At 72.0% G+C, this 18164-nt stretch carries 19 protein-coding genes and 1 pseudogene; 13 read left to right on the top strand and 7 right to left on the bottom strand.

What is annotated here, in order from left to right:
• Positions 1 to 37: 37 nt before the first annotated feature.
• A complete protein-coding gene (locus tag H0S67_RS08235; protein ID WP_180936199.1) occupies positions 38 to 1102 on the bottom strand; it encodes a phosphatase PAP2 family protein in 1065 nt (354 codons plus the stop codon).
• A 182-nt stretch (positions 1103 to 1284) separates the two neighbouring features.
• On the opposite strand from H0S67_RS08235, the gene H0S67_RS08230 reads away from it, so the two are divergent.
• From H0S67_RS08230 to H0S67_RS08200, 7 genes are all read left to right on the top strand, one after another.
• Entirely contained in the window at positions 1285 to 3093 is a 1809-nt protein-coding gene (locus tag H0S67_RS08230) for an MFS transporter (protein WP_219635573.1), read from the top strand.
• Positions 3094 to 3221: 128 nt separating this feature from the next.
• Positions 3222 to 3668, top strand: coding sequence for a DUF6325 family protein (locus H0S67_RS08225; RefSeq protein ID WP_180936197.1), 447 nt, complete (start codon positions 3222 to 3224; stop codon positions 3666 to 3668).
• Between the two features lie 10 nt (positions 3669 to 3678).
• Positions 3679 to 3978: an SHOCT domain-containing protein gene (locus tag H0S67_RS08220; protein ID WP_180936196.1), complete on the top strand. Its 300-nt coding sequence runs from the start codon at positions 3679 to 3681 to the stop codon at positions 3976 to 3978.
• Positions 3979 to 4140: 162 nt separating this feature from the next.
• A complete protein-coding gene (locus tag H0S67_RS08215; RefSeq protein WP_180936195.1) occupies positions 4141 to 4914 on the top strand; it encodes an ABC transporter ATP-binding protein in 774 nt (257 codons plus the stop codon).
• On the top strand, positions 4889 to 5218 hold the full coding sequence (locus H0S67_RS08210; protein WP_180936194.1) for a hypothetical protein: 330 nt from the start codon (positions 4889 to 4891) through the stop codon (positions 5216 to 5218). The genes H0S67_RS08215 and H0S67_RS08210 overlap by 26 nt, the downstream gene beginning before the upstream one ends.
• Entirely contained in the window at positions 5215 to 7806 is a 2592-nt protein-coding gene (locus H0S67_RS08205) for an ABC transporter permease (RefSeq protein ID WP_180936193.1), read from the top strand. The genes H0S67_RS08210 and H0S67_RS08205 overlap by 4 nt, the downstream gene beginning before the upstream one ends.
• A complete protein-coding gene (locus tag H0S67_RS08200; protein ID WP_180936192.1) occupies positions 7752 to 8213 on the top strand; it encodes an ABC transporter permease in 462 nt (153 codons plus the stop codon). The genes H0S67_RS08205 and H0S67_RS08200 overlap by 55 nt, the downstream gene beginning before the upstream one ends.
• Positions 8214 to 8223: 10 nt before the next feature.
• Here H0S67_RS08200 and H0S67_RS08195 read toward each other — a convergent pair whose 3' ends face one another.
• Entirely contained in the window at positions 8224 to 8676 is a 453-nt protein-coding gene (locus H0S67_RS08195; RefSeq protein WP_180936191.1) for a Rieske (2Fe-2S) protein, read from the bottom strand.
• A gap of 145 nt (positions 8677 to 8821) precedes the next feature.
• On the opposite strand from H0S67_RS08195, the gene H0S67_RS08190 reads away from it, so the two are divergent.
• Positions 8822 to 9229: a hypothetical protein gene (locus H0S67_RS08190; RefSeq protein ID WP_180936190.1), complete on the top strand. Its 408-nt coding sequence runs from the start codon at positions 8822 to 8824 to the stop codon at positions 9227 to 9229.
• Here H0S67_RS08190 and H0S67_RS08185 read toward each other — a convergent pair.
• Together H0S67_RS08185 and H0S67_RS08180 are read right to left on the bottom strand one after the other, a co-directional pair.
• Positions 9176 to 9766, bottom strand: coding sequence for a hypothetical protein (locus tag H0S67_RS08185; protein WP_180936189.1), 591 nt, complete (start codon positions 9764 to 9766; stop codon positions 9176 to 9178). The genes H0S67_RS08190 and H0S67_RS08185 overlap by 54 nt on opposite strands.
• 109 nt (positions 9767 to 9875) lie before the next feature.
• Positions 9876 to 10388 (bottom strand): sigma-70 family RNA polymerase sigma factor, encoded by a 513-nt coding sequence (locus H0S67_RS08180; protein WP_281368976.1) that lies wholly within the window; start codon positions 10386 to 10388, stop codon positions 9876 to 9878.
• 202 nt (positions 10389 to 10590) lie between these two features.
• Between H0S67_RS08180 and H0S67_RS08175 the strand changes: the two genes are divergently transcribed.
• The 5 genes and pseudogenes from H0S67_RS08175 to H0S67_RS27980 all read left to right on the top strand — a co-directional run bounded on the left by H0S67_RS08175 (position 10591) and on the right by H0S67_RS27980 (position 15693).
• The gene (locus tag H0S67_RS08175; RefSeq protein WP_180936187.1) at positions 10591 to 12402 is read left to right on the top strand and encodes a sialidase family protein; all 1812 of its coding nucleotides are present in this window, start codon (positions 10591 to 10593) and stop codon (positions 12400 to 12402) included.
• A gap of 8 nt (positions 12403 to 12410) precedes the next feature.
• Positions 12411 to 13562, top strand: a complete 1152-nt coding sequence (locus H0S67_RS08170; RefSeq protein ID WP_180936186.1) for a glycosyltransferase family 39 protein — start codon at positions 12411 to 12413, stop codon at positions 13560 to 13562.
• Positions 13481 to 14017 carry a hypothetical protein gene (locus H0S67_RS08165; protein ID WP_180936185.1) on the top strand — a complete coding sequence of 179 codons (537 nt, stop codon included), beginning with the start codon at positions 13481 to 13483 and terminating at the stop codon, positions 14015 to 14017. Before H0S67_RS08170 ends, H0S67_RS08165 begins: the two co-directional genes overlap by 82 nt.
• Before the next feature lie 151 nt (positions 14018 to 14168).
• Positions 14169 to 15032, top strand: a pseudogene (locus tag H0S67_RS27985) (S1 family peptidase); the annotation flags it as partial.
• 157 nt (positions 15033 to 15189) lie between these two features.
• Positions 15190 to 15693, top strand: a complete 504-nt coding sequence (locus H0S67_RS27980) for a zinc-ribbon domain-containing protein (RefSeq protein WP_425489926.1) — start codon at positions 15190 to 15192, stop codon at positions 15691 to 15693.
• Between the two features lie 1294 nt (positions 15694 to 16987).
• Here H0S67_RS27980 and H0S67_RS23335 read toward each other — a convergent pair.
• The 3 genes from H0S67_RS23335 to H0S67_RS08140 are packed head-to-tail and all read right to left on the bottom strand — an operon-like array spanning position 16988 to position 18077.
• Positions 16988 to 17338 carry an APC family permease gene (locus H0S67_RS23335; protein WP_219635572.1) on the bottom strand — a complete coding sequence of 117 codons (351 nt, stop codon included), beginning with the start codon at positions 17336 to 17338 and terminating at the stop codon, positions 16988 to 16990.
• Positions 17328 to 17741, bottom strand: coding sequence for a hypothetical protein (locus H0S67_RS08145; protein WP_180936184.1), 414 nt, complete (start codon positions 17739 to 17741; stop codon positions 17328 to 17330). Before H0S67_RS08145 ends, H0S67_RS23335 begins: the two co-directional genes overlap by 11 nt.
• Positions 17742 to 17765: 24 nt before the next feature.
• A complete protein-coding gene (locus H0S67_RS08140; RefSeq protein ID WP_180936183.1) occupies positions 17766 to 18077 on the bottom strand; it encodes a hypothetical protein in 312 nt (103 codons plus the stop codon).
• Positions 18078 to 18164 lie beyond the last annotated feature (87 nt).

Raw genomic sequence — 18164 nt, 5'->3', positions numbered from 1 at the left:
AGGGCACAACGGCCCCTGCCGGGAGACGGAGGTCGGGTCAGTCCCGGGGCGCGAGTCCCCCGGACGGCCTCAGGACGACGGTGGGGCTCTCCGTCGGGTAGACGGTGAACCGGCCCAGCAGGACGGCCAGCACGGCGAGCAGGACCCCCGCGACCACGTCGACGAAGAAGTGCCAGCCGAAGTAGACCGTCGACACCATCACCAGCGCCAGGTACACCGCCATGACCCGCGAGGAGCGGCGCAGCCCGTAGTAGCGCATCATCAGCCAGATCATGCAGGTCAGGCCGACGTGCAGGCTCGCGAACGCCGAGATGCTCACGAAGGCGCCCGGGGCAGACGGGTCGGCCAGCATGTGCGCCCGCTCGGCGAGGTAGCTCACCTGGGTGCTGGTGATGGTGCTGTCCGGGAGGCCCTTGAAGACGTCGGGCTCCGCGGCGAACGGGCCGAGCGTCGGGATCAGGTAGTAGGTCCCGACACCGAGGATCCACGCCCACATCCCGGAGGCGACGTACACGTAGGCCTCCCGGATCCGCGGGACGAAGACGAGCGAGGCCACCAGTGCCAGCGACACCACGTAGCTGAACGCCCGGTAGACCACCTCCAGCACCGACGCCGGGACGCCGTACCCCAGCAGGTCGTGCAGGAGCACCGCCGGGTCGTGGCCGAGGAAGATCCAGCGGTCGACGCGCAGGAGCAGGTCGTCGCGGATGGTGTTGAACGCGTCCCAGCTCTTCAGGTTCCGGTAGCAGACGTAGACGAGGTAGTAGGCGAGCACGCCGGTCAGCACCAGCACGAGCCGCTGCCACCGCCACCGCTCCCGGAGGAACCGCAGGGCACCGGGCACCGAGCCTCGCGCGCACCACAGCGCCTGCACGACGGCCAGCACCACCAGGGTGGTCGCCGCCCCGACCAGGCGGCCGCGGAACATCGAGCCGCCCGGGTCGCGCATGGGCACGCCCACGTGCTGCGACCACAGGGCGGTGACGACGCCGAAGGCGGCCACGACCACCCAGATCCCCACGACCCACCGCACGTGGTGCAGGTCGGCGTCGGCGGAGTCCTCGGCGGCAGGCCGGGACGCGAGGGAGGGGGACGATGTCACGTCGGGAGACTCTCGGCTGACGTCGCGCTGCGACGGACGAGCTGCGACTGACGAACGGGGCGTTGCCGGCGGCGGGCCTCGCCCACCGCTGCACCGGCGACTGTACCAAGCCGTGATTGCGGTCCCTGCAGCGTCGTCGTGACACGATGGGACCGAGAGGACGTACCACGGGAGGGTGCACCATGGCGGGGGGAAGCCAGCTGCTGACCCGCGAGCCGGCGCCGAGCGCGCCGATCGCGAGGGGCAACGCGCTCTCTCGGCACCCCGTGCTGTCCGCCGCCGTGACCGCCGCCGTCCTGCACCTGCTGTGGTGGGCCTTCCTCGCCAGCGGGGGCGGCGACCTGGCCGCCCAGGACGCCTGGGCGGAGTTCGCCCGCGCGCATCCCGACAGCGCCTACAACCTGGCGTGGTACGGCGGCATGCACCCGGTCTCCTACAGCGTCATCTCCCCCTACGTGATGGCGATCCTGGGGGTCCGCACCACCATGATGCTGGCGGGGACCGCCTCGGCGGCCCTGCTGGCGCTCCTGCTGGTGCGCAGCAAGGCGATCACCCGACCGTGGTGGCCCTCGATGTTCGGCGCGCTGGCGCTGACGGGCAACGCGGTCTCCGGACGCGTCACCTTCGGCCTCGGCATGATGTTCGGCCTGGCCGCCATGGCCGTCGTGTTCGCCTGGCCCACCCGGTGGCGCACGCCCGACCGCCGGCACCGGGTGCCGCGTGCGATCCTGGCCGCCCTGCTCTCCGGCATCGCCACCGCCTCCAGCCCCGTCGCCGGGCTCTTCGTCGGGATCGTGGCAGCGGCGCTGTGGATCAGCCGACGACGTGCCGCGGCGTACGTCCTCGGGGTGCCGCCCGTGGCCATCGTCGCGCTGTCATCGTGGCTGTTCCCGTTCTCCGGCCAGCAGCCGATGCCGCTGGGGTCGACGATCCTCCCCGTGGCCTTCGGGGTCGGCGTCTACCTGCTCGCCCCGTCGTCCTGGCGCACGGTCCGGATCGGCGCGGTGCTGTACGCCGTCGGCGTCGTGGCCGTGTGGGCGGTCCCGTCGCAGATCGGCACCAACATGACCCGCCTGGGCCTGATCTTCGGTGGCGTGCTGCTGGTGGCCCTGTTCGTGCGCACCCCCGAGCCACGACAGCCGCTCCGCTGGCCGACGGTCCTCCACGCCCGCCGTGGACGGGTCGCCCTGGCGTTGGCGGCCGGCATCATCACCTCCTCGATCTGGCAGGTCGCCACGGCGGCTCGCGACGTGATCGGCACCCGACCCACCGAGTCGTGGACCGCCGACGTGCAGCCGCTGGTCCGCCAGCTCGAGGCGCACCACGCCGAGCGTGCCCGGGTCGAGGTCGTGCCGGCGGCCAGCCACCGCGAGGCATCCGCGCTGGCGCCGTACGTCAACCTGGCCCGGGGGTGGAACCGCCAGGCCGATGCCGAGCGGAACCCGATCTTCTACGAGGACGGGGAGCTCACCCCGACCGCCTACCACCGGTGGCTGGACCGGTGGGCGGTGCGCTTCGTGGTGCTCCCCCACGGTGAGCCGGACCACGCCGCGGTCGGCGAGGCCGCGCTGGTCGCTGGGGGCGTGCGCTACCTGCACCTGGTCTGGTCCGACCCGAACTGGCGGCTCTACAAGGTCAGGTCCCCCACGCCCATCGCCGACCCACCGGCCGTGGTGACCGACTTCGACTCCGCCGAGGTGACGCTGACGATGCCGCACGCCGGAAGCGTGCTGGTCCGGATCCCCGACTCACCGTGGCTGAGCCTGGTCGACGAGCAGGGCCAGCCGGTCCCGGCCCCGTCCTCCGCCGCCCCGGGCCTGCCGGTCGTCAACACCGACGGCTGCCTCAGCCCCGCCGAGCAGCCGCAGCAGCCGGGCCAGCCCGTCGACGTGTGGACCGTGCTGCGCGCGCCGCACGCGGGGACCTACCACATCGCGGCGCCGTACAAGCTCCCGCGCGGGACGGCCTGCCCCGACGCCGACCCCTCGTAGGGCGGATCCGCGGAATCAGCCGCCTCCCGGACCAGCATCATCCGGCGGGGATGAGGTCGCGGAACCGGAAGCGGATCAGGCTCGTGAGCAGCCCCGAGTACGCCCGCCCAGACACCCCAGGAGTCACCGTGTCCCTCACCCCAGACGCCGACGTCCACGGCCCCGTCGACTTCGTGCTCCTCGAGTTCCCCCGCGACCGCCTGACCGGCGAGGCCGCCGACGCCCTCATGGATCTCGTGGAGGCCGGCACCATCCGCCTCTACGACCTGCTGGTGATCAGCAAGGACGTCGACGGGGAGATCGAGGTCCTCGAGCTCACCGACCCGGGCGGCCCCGCCGCCGCGTTCTCCTACTTCGCCGGCGCCCGTTCGGGGCTGCTCGGCGATGAGGACATCCAGGAGGCGTCCTCCGCGCTGGAGCCGGACACAGTCGCTGCCCTGCTCGTCTACGAGAACGCCTGGGCGGCACCCTTCGTCGCAGCCGCCCGACGCAACGGCGGCGAACTCGTCGCCAGCGCCCGCATCCCGGCGACGGACATCATGTCGGCCGTCGAGGCCCTCGAGACCGCGAGCTGAGGAGGACACCATGCCCGGACTGCTGAGAGGAGTCGCCCGGACCGCCGTCGTGGCCGGGACCGCCACGGCCGTGAGTGGGCGCGTGCAACGCCGCCAGGCCGCCAAGTTCGCCGACCGCGACGCACAGACCGCGGTCCAGCGCGACCAGGCGTACGAGGAGCAGCAGCCAGTGGCGGCGGCCCCCGCCGCCGCGGCCCCCGCCGAGGACCCGATCCAGCGGCTGAAGGACCTGGCCGCCCTCAAGGAACAGGGCGTGCTGACCGAGGAGGAGTTCGCCGCCGAGAAGGCGAAGGTCCTCGCCAGCACCTGACCCTCACCCACGCCGGCACCTCGACCCGGCCCGGACGAGGCACGCGCTGAGGGCAACCCGGAACGTGCTGGACGGGCGCTGCCACGGGGACCTTCGCCCCTGACGACTGCCGCGGGCGCGACGGATGTTCGAAGGAGAACACCGCGACCCGAGGAGACGGTGATGCGGAGATCCCGGCGGCACCCGACGACCGACACCGTCCACCCCCTCGTCGACGAGGAGGTCATCGTCCACGCGACCGGGGTCCTCAAGACCTACGACACCGGCCAGGTCCGGGTGGACGCGCTCAAGGGCGTGGACCTGTCGCTGCGTCGCGGCGAGATGGTCGCGGTGATGGGGCCGAGCGGCTGCGGCAAGACCACGCTGCTCAACTGCCTGTCCGGCATCGACGAGATCGACGGTGGCCAGGTCCTCATCGAGGGCGTCAGCCTCGCCGAGCTGCCGGACCGGGCACGCACGCGCTACCGCGCCGAGCGGATGGGCTTCGTGTTCCAGTTCTACAACCTGATGCCCGTGCTGTCGGCGGTCGAGAACGTCGAGATGGCGCTCCTGCTCTCGGGCACGGCGCCGCGCGAGGCCCGACCTCGTGCCCTCGCGGCCCTGGACCTCGTGGGACTGGCCGACCGGGCGGACCACGTGCCCGAGGAGATGTCCGGCGGCGAGCGCCAGCGGGTCACGATCGCCCGCGCGCTCGTCAACGACCCGGCCATCGTGTGGGCCGACGAGCCGACGGGCGACCTCGACAGCGAGACCGCCGAGAGCGTCACCACGCTGATGCGGCGGCTCAACCAGGAGCGTGGGCTGACGTTCCTGATCGTCACCCACGACATCTCCGTGGGCCGGCGTACCGACCGGATCCTGCGGATGCTCGACGGCGCGGTCGTCGACGAACAACGAATGGAGCCCGCGGATGTACGCACGAGTCACCCAGCTTGAGATCGACACGATGCGCATCGACACCGACACCGCGGTGGCGGTGTACCAGTCCGAGGTGGTCCCCGACCTGCGCCGGCAACCCGGGTACGCCGGCGTGCTCGTCCTCGCCAACCCCGAGGGCACCGGCGCGGTCATCACGTTCTGGGACAGCGTCGAGGCAGCAGACGCCTCGGCCACGACCGGCTTCTACGCCGACGTGCTCGAGAAGTTCACGACGATCTTCAAGTCGCCCCCCGGCCGTGGCCGTTACGAGGTCAGGATGGTCGAGCTCCCGACGGCCGAGGCATCAGCGCCCGGGCCATGAGCAAGCTCTTCGGCGCCCCGGTCGACACGCTGGCGGTGGTGCTCAGCGTGCTGCTCGTCCTCGCGCTCGCCGTGATCGGGGTGCTCGCCGTACGGCGCACCGTGCTGATGAAGCTCGGGGTCCGCAACCTCACCCGTCGCCGCGGCCGCAGCGCCATCATCGTGGGTGGGCTGATGCTCGGAACGATGATCATCGGCTCGGCGCTGGGGTTCGGCGACATCATGGCCAACACGGTCCGCACCTCGGTCATCACCTCCTTGGGCCAGACCGACGAGATCGTCACGACCCGGTCGGGGAAGGCCCCCGACATCGCGACGCTCGGGCAGGCCACCTCCACGCGCTACCTCAGCAGCGCCGAGGCGGACCGGGTCGTGACGGCCGCCCGCCGGGCGCCCGGGGTGGACGGAGCGGCACCCGGCATCAGCGAGGGCGTGGCGGTCCAGGACACGACCAGCCGCACCAACGAGCCCCAGCTCACGCTCTTCGCCACCGATCCCGCGGCGATGTCCGGGTTCGGGCAGGTCACCACCGAGTCCGGTGCCGGCGCGAGCCTCGCCGATCTGGGCCCGGGCCAGACCTACCTCGACAGGCCGGCGGCCGACGCGCTCGACGCCAGCACCGGTGACCGGCTCGTCGTCTTCGTGCGCGGTCGGCAGGCGCCCCTCACGGTCGCCGGCGTGGTCCGGTACGACGGCACCGGCAGCGACCAGGGTGCCCTGCTGCTGCCGCTCGACCGGGCGCAGAGCCTGCTCGGGGTGGGCGACCGGGTCCAGCACGTGCTGGTCTCCAACAACGGAGACGCCACCAGCGGCGCCGACGCCACCACCGCGGTGACCGACCAGCTGCGGCCGACCACGTCGGGGCTGGGGCTGCGGATCGACCCGGTCAAGGCCGACGGGCTGAAGCTGGCCGACCAGCAGGGCGCGACGTTCCTCTCGCTCTTCTCGACCTTCGGCACCTTCACGATCACCGCCGGGATCCTGCTGATCTTCCTGGTCTTCGTGATGCTGGCCGCCGAGCGGCGCGGCGAGATGGGCACCGCGCGCGCTATCGGCACCCAACGGCGCCACCTGGTGCAGATGTTCGTCTTCGAGGGGGCGGCCTACGACGTGCTGGCCGCTGCGGTCGGAGCAGTCCTCGGGCTGGCGCTGTCGGTCGCGATGGTGCGGCTGATCGCGGGCGCGCTGTCGGAGTCCGGCATCGTGACGATCCGCTACCGGCTCACGTGGACCAGCCTGCTGGTCGCCTTCTCCCTCGGTGCCCTGCTGACCCTCGCGGTGGTGACGATCGCCGCCTGGCGGGTCAGCCGCCTCAACATCGTCGCCGCCATCCGCGACCTGCCCCAGCCGCCCCGGCGCCGGCGCCGTCGCTACGGTTGGCTGATCGCGGGACTCTGCGTGGCCGCCGGCGCCCTGATGATCGCGTCGGCGTTCTCGTCGAAGAGTGCGGTGGCCCTGCTCATCGGCGGGTCGCTGGTGCTGGTCGCGCTGGTGCCGGCGATCCGGTCGCTCGGCGGCAGCGAGCGGCTGGCGTACTCCGTGGCCGGCACGGGTGTCCTCGTCTGGAACCTGCTGCCGTTCAGTGTCTACAAGGCGCTGGTGCCGGACCTGAAGATGGGCTTCGACGTCTTCGTGCTCGTGGGGCTGATGCTGGTCGCGGGTGCCACGTGGGTCCTCGTCTACAACCTGCGCCCGATGCTGAACGGCGGCGTGATGTGGGTCTTCGGACGGTCCACGCGCGCCGTGCCGGTGCTGAAGACCGCGATCGCGAGCCCGCTGCGCAACCGGTTCCGCCGCGGTGCCACGGCGGGGCTCTTCACGCTCGTCGTGTTCACGCTGGTGACCGGCGCTGCGACGTCCGGGTCGTTCCTGGCCTCGCTCAACGACGAGAAGACCTTCGGCGGCGGGTACGACATCACCGCGCAGACCTCGCCGCTGAGCCCGATCCGGGACATGCGCGCCGCGCTCGCCTCGGCTCCCGGCATCAACCCGGCCGACATCACGGGGTACGCCGCCCAGTCCTACGTGCCGATGGACGCGCGCCAGACCGGACGCGCCGGGTCCTACGTCGGCTACGTCGTCCGCGGGCTCGACCGCAACTTCCTGGACACGACCACCTACGACATGGCCACCCGGGCCGCGGGCTACGGCTCGGACCGGGCCGTGTGGAAGGCCCTCGCCGCGCACCCCGGGCTCGCGGTCGTGGACCAATTCTCGGTGCCCCGGCGGGCCAACTGGGGCACGGGCGTGGTGTCGGACTTCCAGCTGCACGGCTTCTACATCGAGGACCAGGGCTTCGCCCCCGTCCCGGTCGCGGTCCGCGACACCCAGACCGGCACGACCCTGCACCTCAAGGTGATCGGGGTCCTGGCCGACAACGTGCCCAACGCCATGCTCGGCATCTCCACCTCGCAGCAGACCCTCGCGCCGCTGGGCGCCGCGGCCGCGCCCGGCGTGTGGTACTTCCGGGTCCGTGACGGGTCGACCCGGTCGCCGAGGCCGACGCGCTGGAGGCGGCGTTCCTGGACAGCGGCATGCAGGCGACGGCCCAGAGCGCGGCCCTGCACGACGCGGTCTCGGCGTCGCTGACGTTCCAGTACCTCATCCTCGGCTTCCTCGGGCTCGGCCTGGTGATCGGTGTCGCCGCCCTGGGGGTCATCAGTGCCCGCTCGGTCGTCGAGCGGCGCCAGCAGATCGGGGTGCTGCGAGCGATCGGCTTCCAGGCGCGGATGGTGCAGATGAGCTTCCTCGTCGAGTCGCTGATCGTCACGCTCGTCAGTGTCGTGGTCGGCAGCGTGCTGGGGCTCTGGGTCGCCTTCAACGTCGTCCAGGACTCCGCGGGGCAGCCCGGCTACGAGAACCTCGCCCTGGTGCCGCCGTGGTCGGCCCTGGCCGTGATCCTCGGCGTGGTCGTGGTCTGCTCGGTGCTCGCCACCTGGCTCCCCAGCGTGCGCGCCTCGCGCGTCTACCCGGCGACCGCGCTGCGCTACGAGTAGCGGCGCGGGCTCAGGTCTCCACGACCTCGCCCTTGGTGACCTTGACGGAGACCTTCGGGAGCGGGGACGGTGCGGGGCCGCCGGTGTTGTCGCCGGTGGCCAGGTCGTACGTCGACCCGTGGCAGGGACACAGGAGCTCGCTGCCGTGCGGGGCGACCGTGCAGCCCATGTGGGTGCAGATCGCCGAGAACGCGACCACGTCACCCGCGGTGGGCTGGGAGACGATCACCGGCTTGCCGTTGGAGTCGGTCGCCGAGACCGCGCCGCCGACCGGGACGTCGGCCACCTTGGCCAGCACCTGGCTGCCACCCCCCGAGGCGCCACCTGATCCCGCTGAGGTCGAGGAGCCGGTGCTCCCGCCACCGCCGCAGGCGGCCAGCGCCGCGGCGCCCAGCGCCGTGCCGGCACCCGCCACGAGGACCTTGCGGCGGGAGAGACCGCCCTCTGACTCGTTCGACGTCATCGCCTGCCTCCGTGCTCGGTTGTCGTGACCTGCATACGCCGGTCCGCCCCCGAAGGTTCAGTCCCAGTCTGAACCACCCGCCCGCGTTCGACGTGGACACAGTGGGCCCGACTGGACCCGCACCCTCGAAGAACTGGAGAGATCCATGAAGATGCGCATGCTGACCGCCGTGGCGGTGCTGGTCTCGGCGTACGTCCACCTCAAGCTGTGGCTGGACGGGTTCCGCGACCTGCACATGATCGGCCCGGCGTTCATGCTCAACGCCGTGGCCGGCCTCGTGATCGCCGTCGCCCTCGTCACCTGGCGGCACTGGCTCCCGCCCCTGCTCGCGGTCGGCTTCGGCCTCTCGACGTTCGGGGCCTTCGTCACCTCCGCCACGGTGGGCCTCTACGGGGTCCACGAGGTGTGGCGCGGTAGCTACGTCCTGGCGGCGGCGGTGTCCGAGGTGGTGGCCGTGGTCGCCGGCGTGCTGGTGCTGCTGCAGGAGCGGTCGGCGTCGTCAGGCCTTGAGCCTGAGCACCGGTTCGCCGTCCGCCGCGCGAACCTCCACTGAGGTGATGTCACCCGGCGCTGCCGAAGTGGCCGCCGCCAGCTGCATGGTCCGGCCGGGCAGGGCGCGCCACGTCGCGACCTGCTCGGCCCGGCCGTCGCGGGTGTGCACGACCATGGAGTACGTCCTGGTGAGCGGCTCGGGATAGCCGACCGGCGTTGCCTTGTAGGTGCACGTCAGGTCGAGCCGCGTGCCCCACGAGACCCCGGTGAAGGCCAGGCTCGCCTGCATGCCGACGTCCCGCACCGCGACCATCGGACGGCTCCCCGGGGTGCTCGTGCCGACCACCGGCGGGTTCGCCTGGGGGGTGTCCCCTCCCCCGTTCACCCCGACCGTGACCGCCGCACCGATCGTCACCACGGCGGCAGCAGCAGCCGCCAGCCCAGCGGTCGCGAACGTACGACGGCGCCGGCTGCGGCGTACCTGCCACATCAGCGAGGGCAGCAGCGTCTCCGGCGGCGGCTCCTCCGAGGGCGGTGACTCCAGCACCGCGGGGTCGATCCGGGCGAGCAGGCCCGGCAGGCCGGCCAGCTCGCGCACCGAGCGGGAGCACGCCTCGCAGCCTGCAAGGTGCTCCTCGAACTCCCGCCGCTCGACGGCGACAGCGCGCCGATGACGTAGGAGCCGTCGAGGTGTGCGAAGTCGCAGCTCATGCGCTCACCCCCATCTCCTCCAGTGCCAGTCGCAACGCCCGCAACGCGTAGTGGGTGCGGGACTTCACCGTGCCCTCGGGGATCCCGAGACGACGCGCGGCCTCGGACACCGGCAGCCCACGGTAGTAGCACTCCAGCAGCACCGCCCGGTGCTCGGGTGACAGCCGGGTGAGCGCCTCGGCCACGACCCACGACAGCAGCAGCTGGTCGGTGTGGTCGACGTCGTCGACGACCTCGGGCACGTCCGCGACGGCGAACTCCGCGTGCGCGCGTCGGGTGCGCCACTCGTCGATGACGATGTTGCGCGCGACCGTGAACAGCCAGGCGCGCACCGACCCCTGGGCCTCGTCGAGCGCCGAGAAGTGTCGCCACGCGCGCAGCAGCGTCTCCTGGACCACGTCCTCCGCGCGGGCACGGTCGTTGCCGGTCAGGCGCAGGCTGTAGCCCCACAGCGCGGACGCGTGCTCGTCGTGCAGCTGCTGCATCAGCGCGGCCTGGTTGTCGACCACCACTCCTCCTGCTCCCAGTGTGCCCCCGGCGGACGATCGGCGCTGCCGGCTCGTCTTCATGACCGGTACTACGGCGCGGTCGTCCGGATGGTTCACGTGTCATGCCGGGCCGGAAACCTCACCCAGAATTGATGAGTCGCACCCCGTATGTCCGCGCGTACGTTCGCAAGGCACTCTTCTCGGCTACCAGGGGGTTTCCACCGTGCGACGTCTCACGCCAGTTCTCGCCACACTCGCCGCCGCCGCGTTCGCGGCCACCATGACCCAACCCGCACCCGCCTCGACACCGGCGGGCGACACGAGGTTGTCGAACGACGTCGGGGGCGGCTACACCAGCAACTACACGATGGTCACCGGGCAGCCGTACACCGACGCCACGCTGACCGAGTGCGGGCGGTCCCGCGGCCGGCAGAACGAGCCCTCGGTGGCCATCGACCCGCGCAACAGCAACGTGCTGGTCGGCAGCTCCAACGACTACTGCGGGGTCTACAACGACGGTGTGGACGCGGACGGGGCGCCGATCGCCTCGGGTCCGATCTGGCTGGGGTACTACCGCTCCACCACCGGCGGCTCGTCCTTCCAGAGCTCCCTGGTCCCGGGCTACCCCGGGGACACCAGCCCCTACGCCGGCCGGGCGCACATCCGCACCGCCAGCGCCGGCGACCCGGTCCTGGCCTGGGACACCCACGGCAGGCTGTTCGCCGGCTCGGAGAGCTCCGACGACCCGGCGGGCACGAAGAAGACCTTCGGTGACGTCTGGGTGGCGACCTACCGCAACCCCGGCGGCGAGGGAGGCGCGACGACCAACGACGGCAAGGAGTTCCAGCGCTCCGAGATCGTGGCCAGGGGCTCCTCCGCCCCCAACACGCTGGGCAAGTTCAACGACAAGACCGCCATCGAGGTGGACCGCACCGGTGGCTCCTGCGACGGCACGGTCTACTTCGCCTGGTCGCGCTTCACCAACACCTCGAGCAACATCTACCTGTCCCGGTCCACGGACCACGGCGCCACCTGGTCCAACCCGGTCCGGCTCACCCAGAGCACGCACGACGTCCAGGTCCCCGAGATCACGGTGACGGGCAACGGCCACGTCTACGTGACCTGGGTGGCCACGGTCGGCAACAAGCACAACGAGACCGACGCGGTGCAGTACGCACGCAGCACGAACTGCGGGGCCACCTTCGCCCAGCCCGCCGACGTCGTCACGTTCGAGGGCTACGCCCACAGCGACGGCAGCAGCCGCGACTGCGGTGACTTCGCCGACGCCTGCCCGTCGGGCTACACCTTCTTCCGGGCCGACTCGTCGCCGCGCTCCGCCACCGACCAGAACGACAAGTCCAGCGAGGACGTGCACATCGTCTACGACGCCGCCTACGGACCCGACGTGCCGACCGGGACGTCGTACGGGATGGTCGGCACGGGCGTCGGCTCGCTCTCGGCGGTCTACTACACGGTGCTCCACGGGGCTACGGGCACGCACACCGACCCGGTGCTGGTGAACCGGCCGACCAAGCAGCACCAGATCTTCCCCGACATCGCGGTCAACGCGGGCACGGCGCACGTGCTGTGGTGGGACAGCCGCAACGACTCCAGCTGCGCCGACGCGACCACGTGCGCCGCGCAGCCGATCGGCAACACCGCCGACCGGCACGTCGTCCAGGACGCGCTCGACACCTACGGCACCTCGTTCAGCCTGGCGTCCGGCCCGACCGGATCCGCGGTCCGGATCAGTGACAAGTCGACCAACCCGAACTTCGAGCAGTTCGACAACCGCGCGGTCCCGTTCGCGGGTGACTACCTGTGGATCGACAGCGTCGGATCGAGGACGTACGGCGTGTGGACCGACTGGCGCGACACCGTGCCCGGCACCGATGCGCGCGAGACCAGCGCGGACGGTGGCGCCGAGCCCGGCGAGGGGGCCGACGTGCTCCAGTGCCGGACCAACGGGTCCGCTGACACCTGTCCCCGATCTGGTGGACTCGACCAAAACGTCTACGGCGATCTGGCACCCTAGGAAGTGCCATGACGGTGCTGCGGGGAGCCGAGCGTGTCGGGGGTGAGGCACGCGTCCTCGTCCCCGACACCGTCCTGCCCCGCAGTCGTTGGATCCGTCGCCGGGCTGCTCCGCGTCCGTCACTCCGGGGCCGGTTCGCCCGCCTCGACCCGCTGGTCGCCCTGACCTGCGTGGTGGCCGCCGCCGTCTTCGTGCTGCACGGCTTCGACGGCGTCCTCTCGCGCGATCTCGGCGTCTACATGTACGCCGGCCAGCAGGTCGCCGACGGCGTTGCTCCCTACGCGGGGATCCTCAACCGGGCCGGCCCCCTGGCGCACCTGCTGCCCGGGATCGGGGTGGCCGCCGGTAGGTGGGTGGGCGCCGACGACGTGCTCAGCGCCCGCGTGCTCTTCATGGTGCTGTCGGTGGCCTGCGTCGGCACGGCGTACGTCCTGGGCCGGGACCTCTTCCGGTCCCGGCCGGCGGGACTGGCCACCGCGGCGGCGCTGCTGTGCTTCGAGGGCTTCATCCGCTACGCCACGTACGGTCCGCGCGAGAAGACCGCGATGGTCCTCTTCCTGCTCTGCGCGCTCCTCGCGGTCACCCACCGCCGCTGGTTGACCGCCGGGTGCTTCGTCGCCCTCGCGACGCTCACCTGGCAGCCGGCCCTCTTCGCCGCCCTCGCCGCAGCCGTGACCGCGGCGCTGCTCGCGCCGACCGGCACCCGGCTGCGCGCCCTGGCCCGCATCGCGATCGGCGGGCTCGTCCCGACCGCGGTGACGGTCGCCGTCTTCGTGGCGCTCGGCGAGCTGCGCACGTTCCTCGACGACTTCCTGCTGATCAACCTCCAGTACACCCACCAGGCACCGTTGCTCAACCGGTTCGGCAAGACCTGGGGGGTGCTGGGGACGCCTACGGCTGGTCGCTGTGGGTCTTCTTCGTCGGCGCCGTCGCACTGCTGGTGCTCTCCGTCGTCGGCGTGCTGCGTCGCAGCAGCCGCCACGACGAGCGGACGGCCGCGCTGGCCGGGACGGGCGTCGCCCTCGCCGCCGGACTGGCCTGGTCGTGGACGGCGTTCAACAGCTGGCCGGACGCCTTCGTGCTGCTCCCCGCCGCGGCCGTCGGCATCGGCGGCCTCGCGGCCCTGGTGGGCCGCCTGCCGAAGGCCTGGATCGCCCTGACGCTGGTGCTGGCCTGGGTGGGCGTGGCCACGGCGGCGTCCTTCGCGTACTCCGTCGGCGAGCGCGACCAGACGCTCCTCCAGCAGCGCCGGGACGTGGCCGCCGTGATGTCGCTGCTGCCGCCCGGGTCCCGGATCCTGTCGGTCGACGCACCACAGCCCCTGGTCCTGACCGGGCAGACCAACGCCTCGCGCTTCCAGGTCTTCAGCGGCGGCCTGACGGCCTACCTCCAGGACACCTGGCCCGGCGGCACCCAGGGCTACGGGGAGTGGGTGGCGGAGCAGGCGCCGACGGTCATCGCCCTCGGCAACGCCGGCGCTCCCGGCTGGCTCGACCCCGTGCTCGCGGAGTCCTACCACCGCCTCGGGCGCTCGAACGGCTGGACCTGGGCGGTCAGCGACAGCGTGCCGCTCGCCGACCGCGAGGCGATCCGCGCGACGCTCGCCGAGAACTGAGGTGTCCCTGCGCGCGCTGGGCGGGGGTCGGGTGCTCGGCCCCAAGTGACTCGGGCCCGAGTGACTCAGCCCCAAGTGAAGGGCAAGCCGCCTCCAAGAGGCGCGGCGCACGCTCCTGGTGAGTCAGGAACCACCCCACCAGGAGACCCCCATGAACCGCACGACCCGATCCCTCGTCCGCCGCACCGTCGCCTCCGGCGCGGTGCTCGCCGCGGCCTCGCTGACCCTCGCGGGTCCGGCCTTCGCCGACGGCCCCGCCACCACTCCCTCGAGCTCGCCGGGCACCGCGACCGAGGCGACGCCGGTCCAGGTGGCCCCGCTGGTCCAGCCGTCGGTGGTCTACGAGACCGTCAGCTGGTCGGGCTACGTCTACGACCGCTTCAACGGCCAGTACCTGCAGAACAAGCCGTTCCGGGTGACGATGCAGTGCACCGGCTTCGTGGTGAACCCCGACGGGTACGTCGCCACCGCCGGCCACTGCGTCGACCCGGAGGGCGGCAAGGACGCCATCCGGCGCGTGGCCGCCCAGTGGGCGCTGCAGCACTACTACAACACCCCCGGCGCGCTCACCGTCGACGACGTCCTCGGCGACTACCGCGTCGACATCCTCGGCGACGGCAACCAGGTGCTGCACAACCGCGTGGACCGCGAGGTCGGCGTCTCGTGGGGCGCCTCGGTCTCGGGCGTGAAGGTGCAGAAGCAGAAGCCGGCCCGCGTGCTCGCGTTCCAGCAGTACGACGAGGGTGACGGCGCCCTGCTGAAGGTCGACGAGACCGACCTGAACGCCATCGAGCTGGCCGACACCTCCGGCGTCGAGATCAACTCCGGCGCGGTCGCGATCGGCTACCCGGCCATCATCGACTCGTTCACCGACCCCGACCTGACGCCGACCTTCGACGCCGGCAACGTCAGCTCGATCAAGACCGTGGCCCACGGCCTGCTCTCGGTCTTCCAGCTCTCGGCCCAGCTCTCCGGCGGCATGTCCGGCGGTCCCACCGTGGACGCCGAGGGCCACGTGATCGGCGTGAACAGCTCCCACTTCGTGGGCGAGCCGTTCAACTACGCCGTCCCCGCCGAGCGGATCAAGGAGCTGCTCGACAGCGCCGGCGTGGACAACACCGTCTCGCAGACGACCGAGACCTACCGGGACGGGATCCGGGCCTACTTCGAGGGTGACCGGACCACCGCGGTCGCGGACCTGTCCAAGGTGCTGCGGGACCAGCCGGCCAACGGCCTGGCCGAGACCTACCTCGGCAAGGCCAGGGACCTGCCGGCACCGGAGCCGGCCGACAGCGGCACCGCCTGGGCCTGTGGGCGGCCGTCGCGGCCGGCGTGGTCGCCGCGATCGGAGGGGCCTGACCGCCCTGGTGCTCCTGGTGCGCCGCCTGCGCCGGCGCCCGTCGCCGAGCATCGCGACGGTCACCCAGCCCGCTCCGGCAGCCCCGCCCGCTCCGGCCGCCCCGGCCTGGGCACCCGAGCCCGCGGACCGTACGGTCCCCACGGGGTTCTCCCCCGCCGGGGCTCCGGGCTCCGCGCCCCTCGGCCAGGCGCCCCGGGCCCAGGCCGCCGGCGTCGCCACGGCCACCGTGGCCACCCCGGCGTACTGCCCGTCGTGCGGGCACTCGCTCGAGGCCGGGGCGCGCTTCTGCGGCTCGTGCGGCGCGGCCCGTGCGTGACCGGATCGACCGCCTCCCGACCGAAGGGGCCCGGACCAGACGGTCCGGGCCCCTCCGGCGTCAGTCGCGGAGCTCCTCGGGGACGACGTAGCCCTCCATCTGCTTGGCGGTGCGCTTGGGAGCGTCTCCCCCCGGAAGTACGCCGGCATGAACACCCAGGTGATCACCATGAGGACCAGTCCCAGCACCAGCGCCCCGATGCCGGTCAGGAAGATGCCGCCGATCTCCCAGTGCGGTGCGAACGGCAGCTTCCACGACGTGGTCGAGTCGGCGTTGGGACCGACCTGCCAGTAGTCGTGGGCGGCCTGGATGAACGCACCGAGCAGGATCAGCCCACCGAGGAACGGGATCACGCCCCGCACCAGGAAGTGGCGGACGGAGCTGGTCAGTGTGTGCCGGTAGAAGACGGGAGCCGTGAAGCCGGTCATCCCGTAGTAGAAGGCGATCAGCAGCCCGATCGACGCGATCGAGTCTGCGAGCACGTTCCCGCTGAGCGCGGTGAGCCCGACGTAGAAGGCGATCGACGCCAGGCCCATGCCGATCGTCGACCAGGTCGGCGTCATGAAGCGGTCGCTGACACTGGCGAACCGGCTCGGGATCGCCCGGTGGGCCGCCATCGACAGGGTCGTGCGCGCGGTGGGCAGGATCGTGGTGAGGGTGGAGGCCGCGGCCGAGCTGAGGACCATGAGGACGAGCAGGTGGACGGCGAAGCTGCCGATCGCGCTGCCGCCGAACACGGCCCGGCCGAGCACCGAGAAGACGTCGTCGCGTTGTTCGGGTTGCCCAGGCCGATCCCCGCCGTGCCGACGCCGGCGTACGCCTGCGTCGCCGTCGTCACGACGACGTAGATCGCGAGGAGCACGAATGTCGCGGTCACCGCTGCCCGACCGGGCGTCCTTCGGGCGTCCTTCGTCTCCTCGTTGACCGAGACGGCCGTGTCGAACCCCCAGTAGATGAAGACCGCCAGGAGCAGGCCGCTGGCGAGCGCGCTGGTGCTGTGGATGTCGAACGGGTTGAACCACGACAGCGGGGTGGATGGAGACGCCGTGCACGGCGTTGTTCGCGTAGACCCGGATCAGGGCGACCACCGAGAACACCGCCAGGACGAGGACCTCGATGCCGAAGAGCGCGTACTGGACCCGTGCCGAGATCTCGATCCCGATGTAGCAGATGGCGGTCAGCAGCACGATCCAGCCCACCCCGACCACCGTCGGCCAGAACACCTGTCCGGCGACCGTGTCGGCGTTGAAGAGGAGGAAGAAGTACGAGCCGGCGATCGCCGCGAGGTTGGCCATCACGATGACGTCGGCGGCGACGATCCCCCATCCGCCATCCAGCCGGTCCGCGGGCCGAAGGCACGCGCCGCCCAGGTGAACGTCGTGCCGGCGTCCGGCTCGGCCTCGTTGAGCTCCCGGTAGCCCACGGCGACGCAGTACATCGGGATGAACGCCAGGACCATGATGACGGGTGCCTGGAGGCCCACGGTGATGACGACGAAGCCGATGGTCGCGGCGAGGCTGTAGGCGGGGGCGACCGAGGCCAGCGCGATGACGGTGCTGGACAGGAAGCCGAGCGCACCCGGTTTGAGTCCCTTCTCGAGGATGTCGAAGCCCGCGTCCTGCAGCTCCGACCGGTCAGTTGTCATGACGGTCCTTCCTGTGCGGGCCGGGCACCGGGCCGACGGCCCGCCCGGCGGTGTGGGTGCCGTGGGTCGCCGCTCCCGGCGCCGTCGGCGAGGTCGCCAGCAGCTCGTAGCCCGCGCCGCGGCCCAGCACGGTGAGCCCGTCGATCACCCGGAGGGTGTGCGCGCTCAGCCCGTCCGCGTGCGGGCGCGACAGCAGGGTCGCGTCCCCGGAGAGCAGGTAGGCACGGAGGTCGTGCTGCCAGGCACGGTTGCGGCGGCGGGGCAGCCGGCCGGCGGTCTGGACGGACGCCGAGTCGCGGTCGTAGGTCAGGCCGCTGACGTCGACCATCACCCTGCAGCCGCGGGCGAGGTCGCGGCTCAGGACGTCGAGGAGGACGAGGTCGACGGGCGAGTCGGCCGTCACGCAGGCTCGACGCGGTCAACCGGCTCAGCTCCGCGGTGGGCAGGGCGACGCCCACGGAGGTCTCGGCGTCGACGGTGACCAGCCAGGCAAGGCCGACTCCGACCGCCACGAGTGCCGGACGCCGCGCCCGCGCCGCGCGCGCGACCGTTGTCGTGCGTGCTCGGGCGAACCCGGCATCGAGGACGGCCACGCCGCCCGCGACGCCAGGGCGAGCGCGGGCGCGGGGTAGGCCGCGTAGAACGAGAAGTACGACGGGCTGAGCACCAGGACCAGCACCTGAACGGCCAGCATCCCCACCGCCCAGCGGGCCAGGGACCTGCGGGAGAGCAGCGCCATCGCGACCAGGGCGCCCAGGCACAGCGCCGTGGCCCAGGCCCAGGGAGTCCACGACGAGAACCCGAGGATGCCGCCAGCCGCTGCGAG

The sequence above is a fragment of the Nocardioides ungokensis genome, from assembly GCF_013466985.1.
GTDB lineage: Bacteria > Actinomycetota > Actinomycetes > Propionibacteriales > Nocardioidaceae > Nocardioides > Nocardioides ungokensis.
Note: the sequence above shows the minus strand (reverse complement) of the source record. Positions and strands in the feature narration are given on the sequence as shown.

Bases quoted from the DNA above. Each gene is read 5' to 3' on its own strand.
- H0S67_RS08230 (WP_219635573.1), top strand. From the start codon at position 1,285: ATGGCGGGGGGAAGCCAGCTGCTGACCCGCGAGCCGGCGCCGAGCGCG.
- H0S67_RS08140 (WP_180936183.1), bottom strand. From the start codon at position 18,077: ATGGCGCTGCTCTCCCGCAGGTCCCTGGCCCGCTGGGCGGTGGGGATG.
- H0S67_RS08205 (WP_180936193.1), top strand. From the start codon at position 5,215: ATGAGCAAGCTCTTCGGCGCCCCGGTCGACACGCTGGCGGTGGTGCTC.
- H0S67_RS08210 (WP_180936194.1), top strand. From the start codon at position 4,889: ATGTACGCACGAGTCACCCAGCTTGAGATCGACACGATGCGCATCGAC.
- H0S67_RS23335 (WP_219635572.1), bottom strand. From the start codon at position 17,338: ATGACAACTGACCGGTCGGAGCTGCAGGACGCGGGCTTCGACATCCTC.
- H0S67_RS08195 (WP_180936191.1), bottom strand. From the start codon at position 8,676: ATGACGTCGAACGAGTCAGAGGGCGGTCTCTCCCGCCGCAAGGTCCTC.
- H0S67_RS08170 (WP_180936186.1), top strand. From the start codon at position 12,411: ATGACGGTGCTGCGGGGAGCCGAGCGTGTCGGGGGTGAGGCACGCGTC.
- H0S67_RS08215 (WP_180936195.1), top strand. From the start codon at position 4,141: ATGCGGAGATCCCGGCGGCACCCGACGACCGACACCGTCCACCCCCTC.
- H0S67_RS08200 (WP_180936192.1), top strand. From the start codon at position 7,752: ATGCAGGCGACGGCCCAGAGCGCGGCCCTGCACGACGCGGTCTCGGCG.
- H0S67_RS08190 (WP_180936190.1), top strand. From the start codon at position 8,822: ATGAAGATGCGCATGCTGACCGCCGTGGCGGTGCTGGTCTCGGCGTAC.
- H0S67_RS08220 (WP_180936196.1), top strand. From the start codon at position 3,679: ATGCCCGGACTGCTGAGAGGAGTCGCCCGGACCGCCGTCGTGGCCGGG.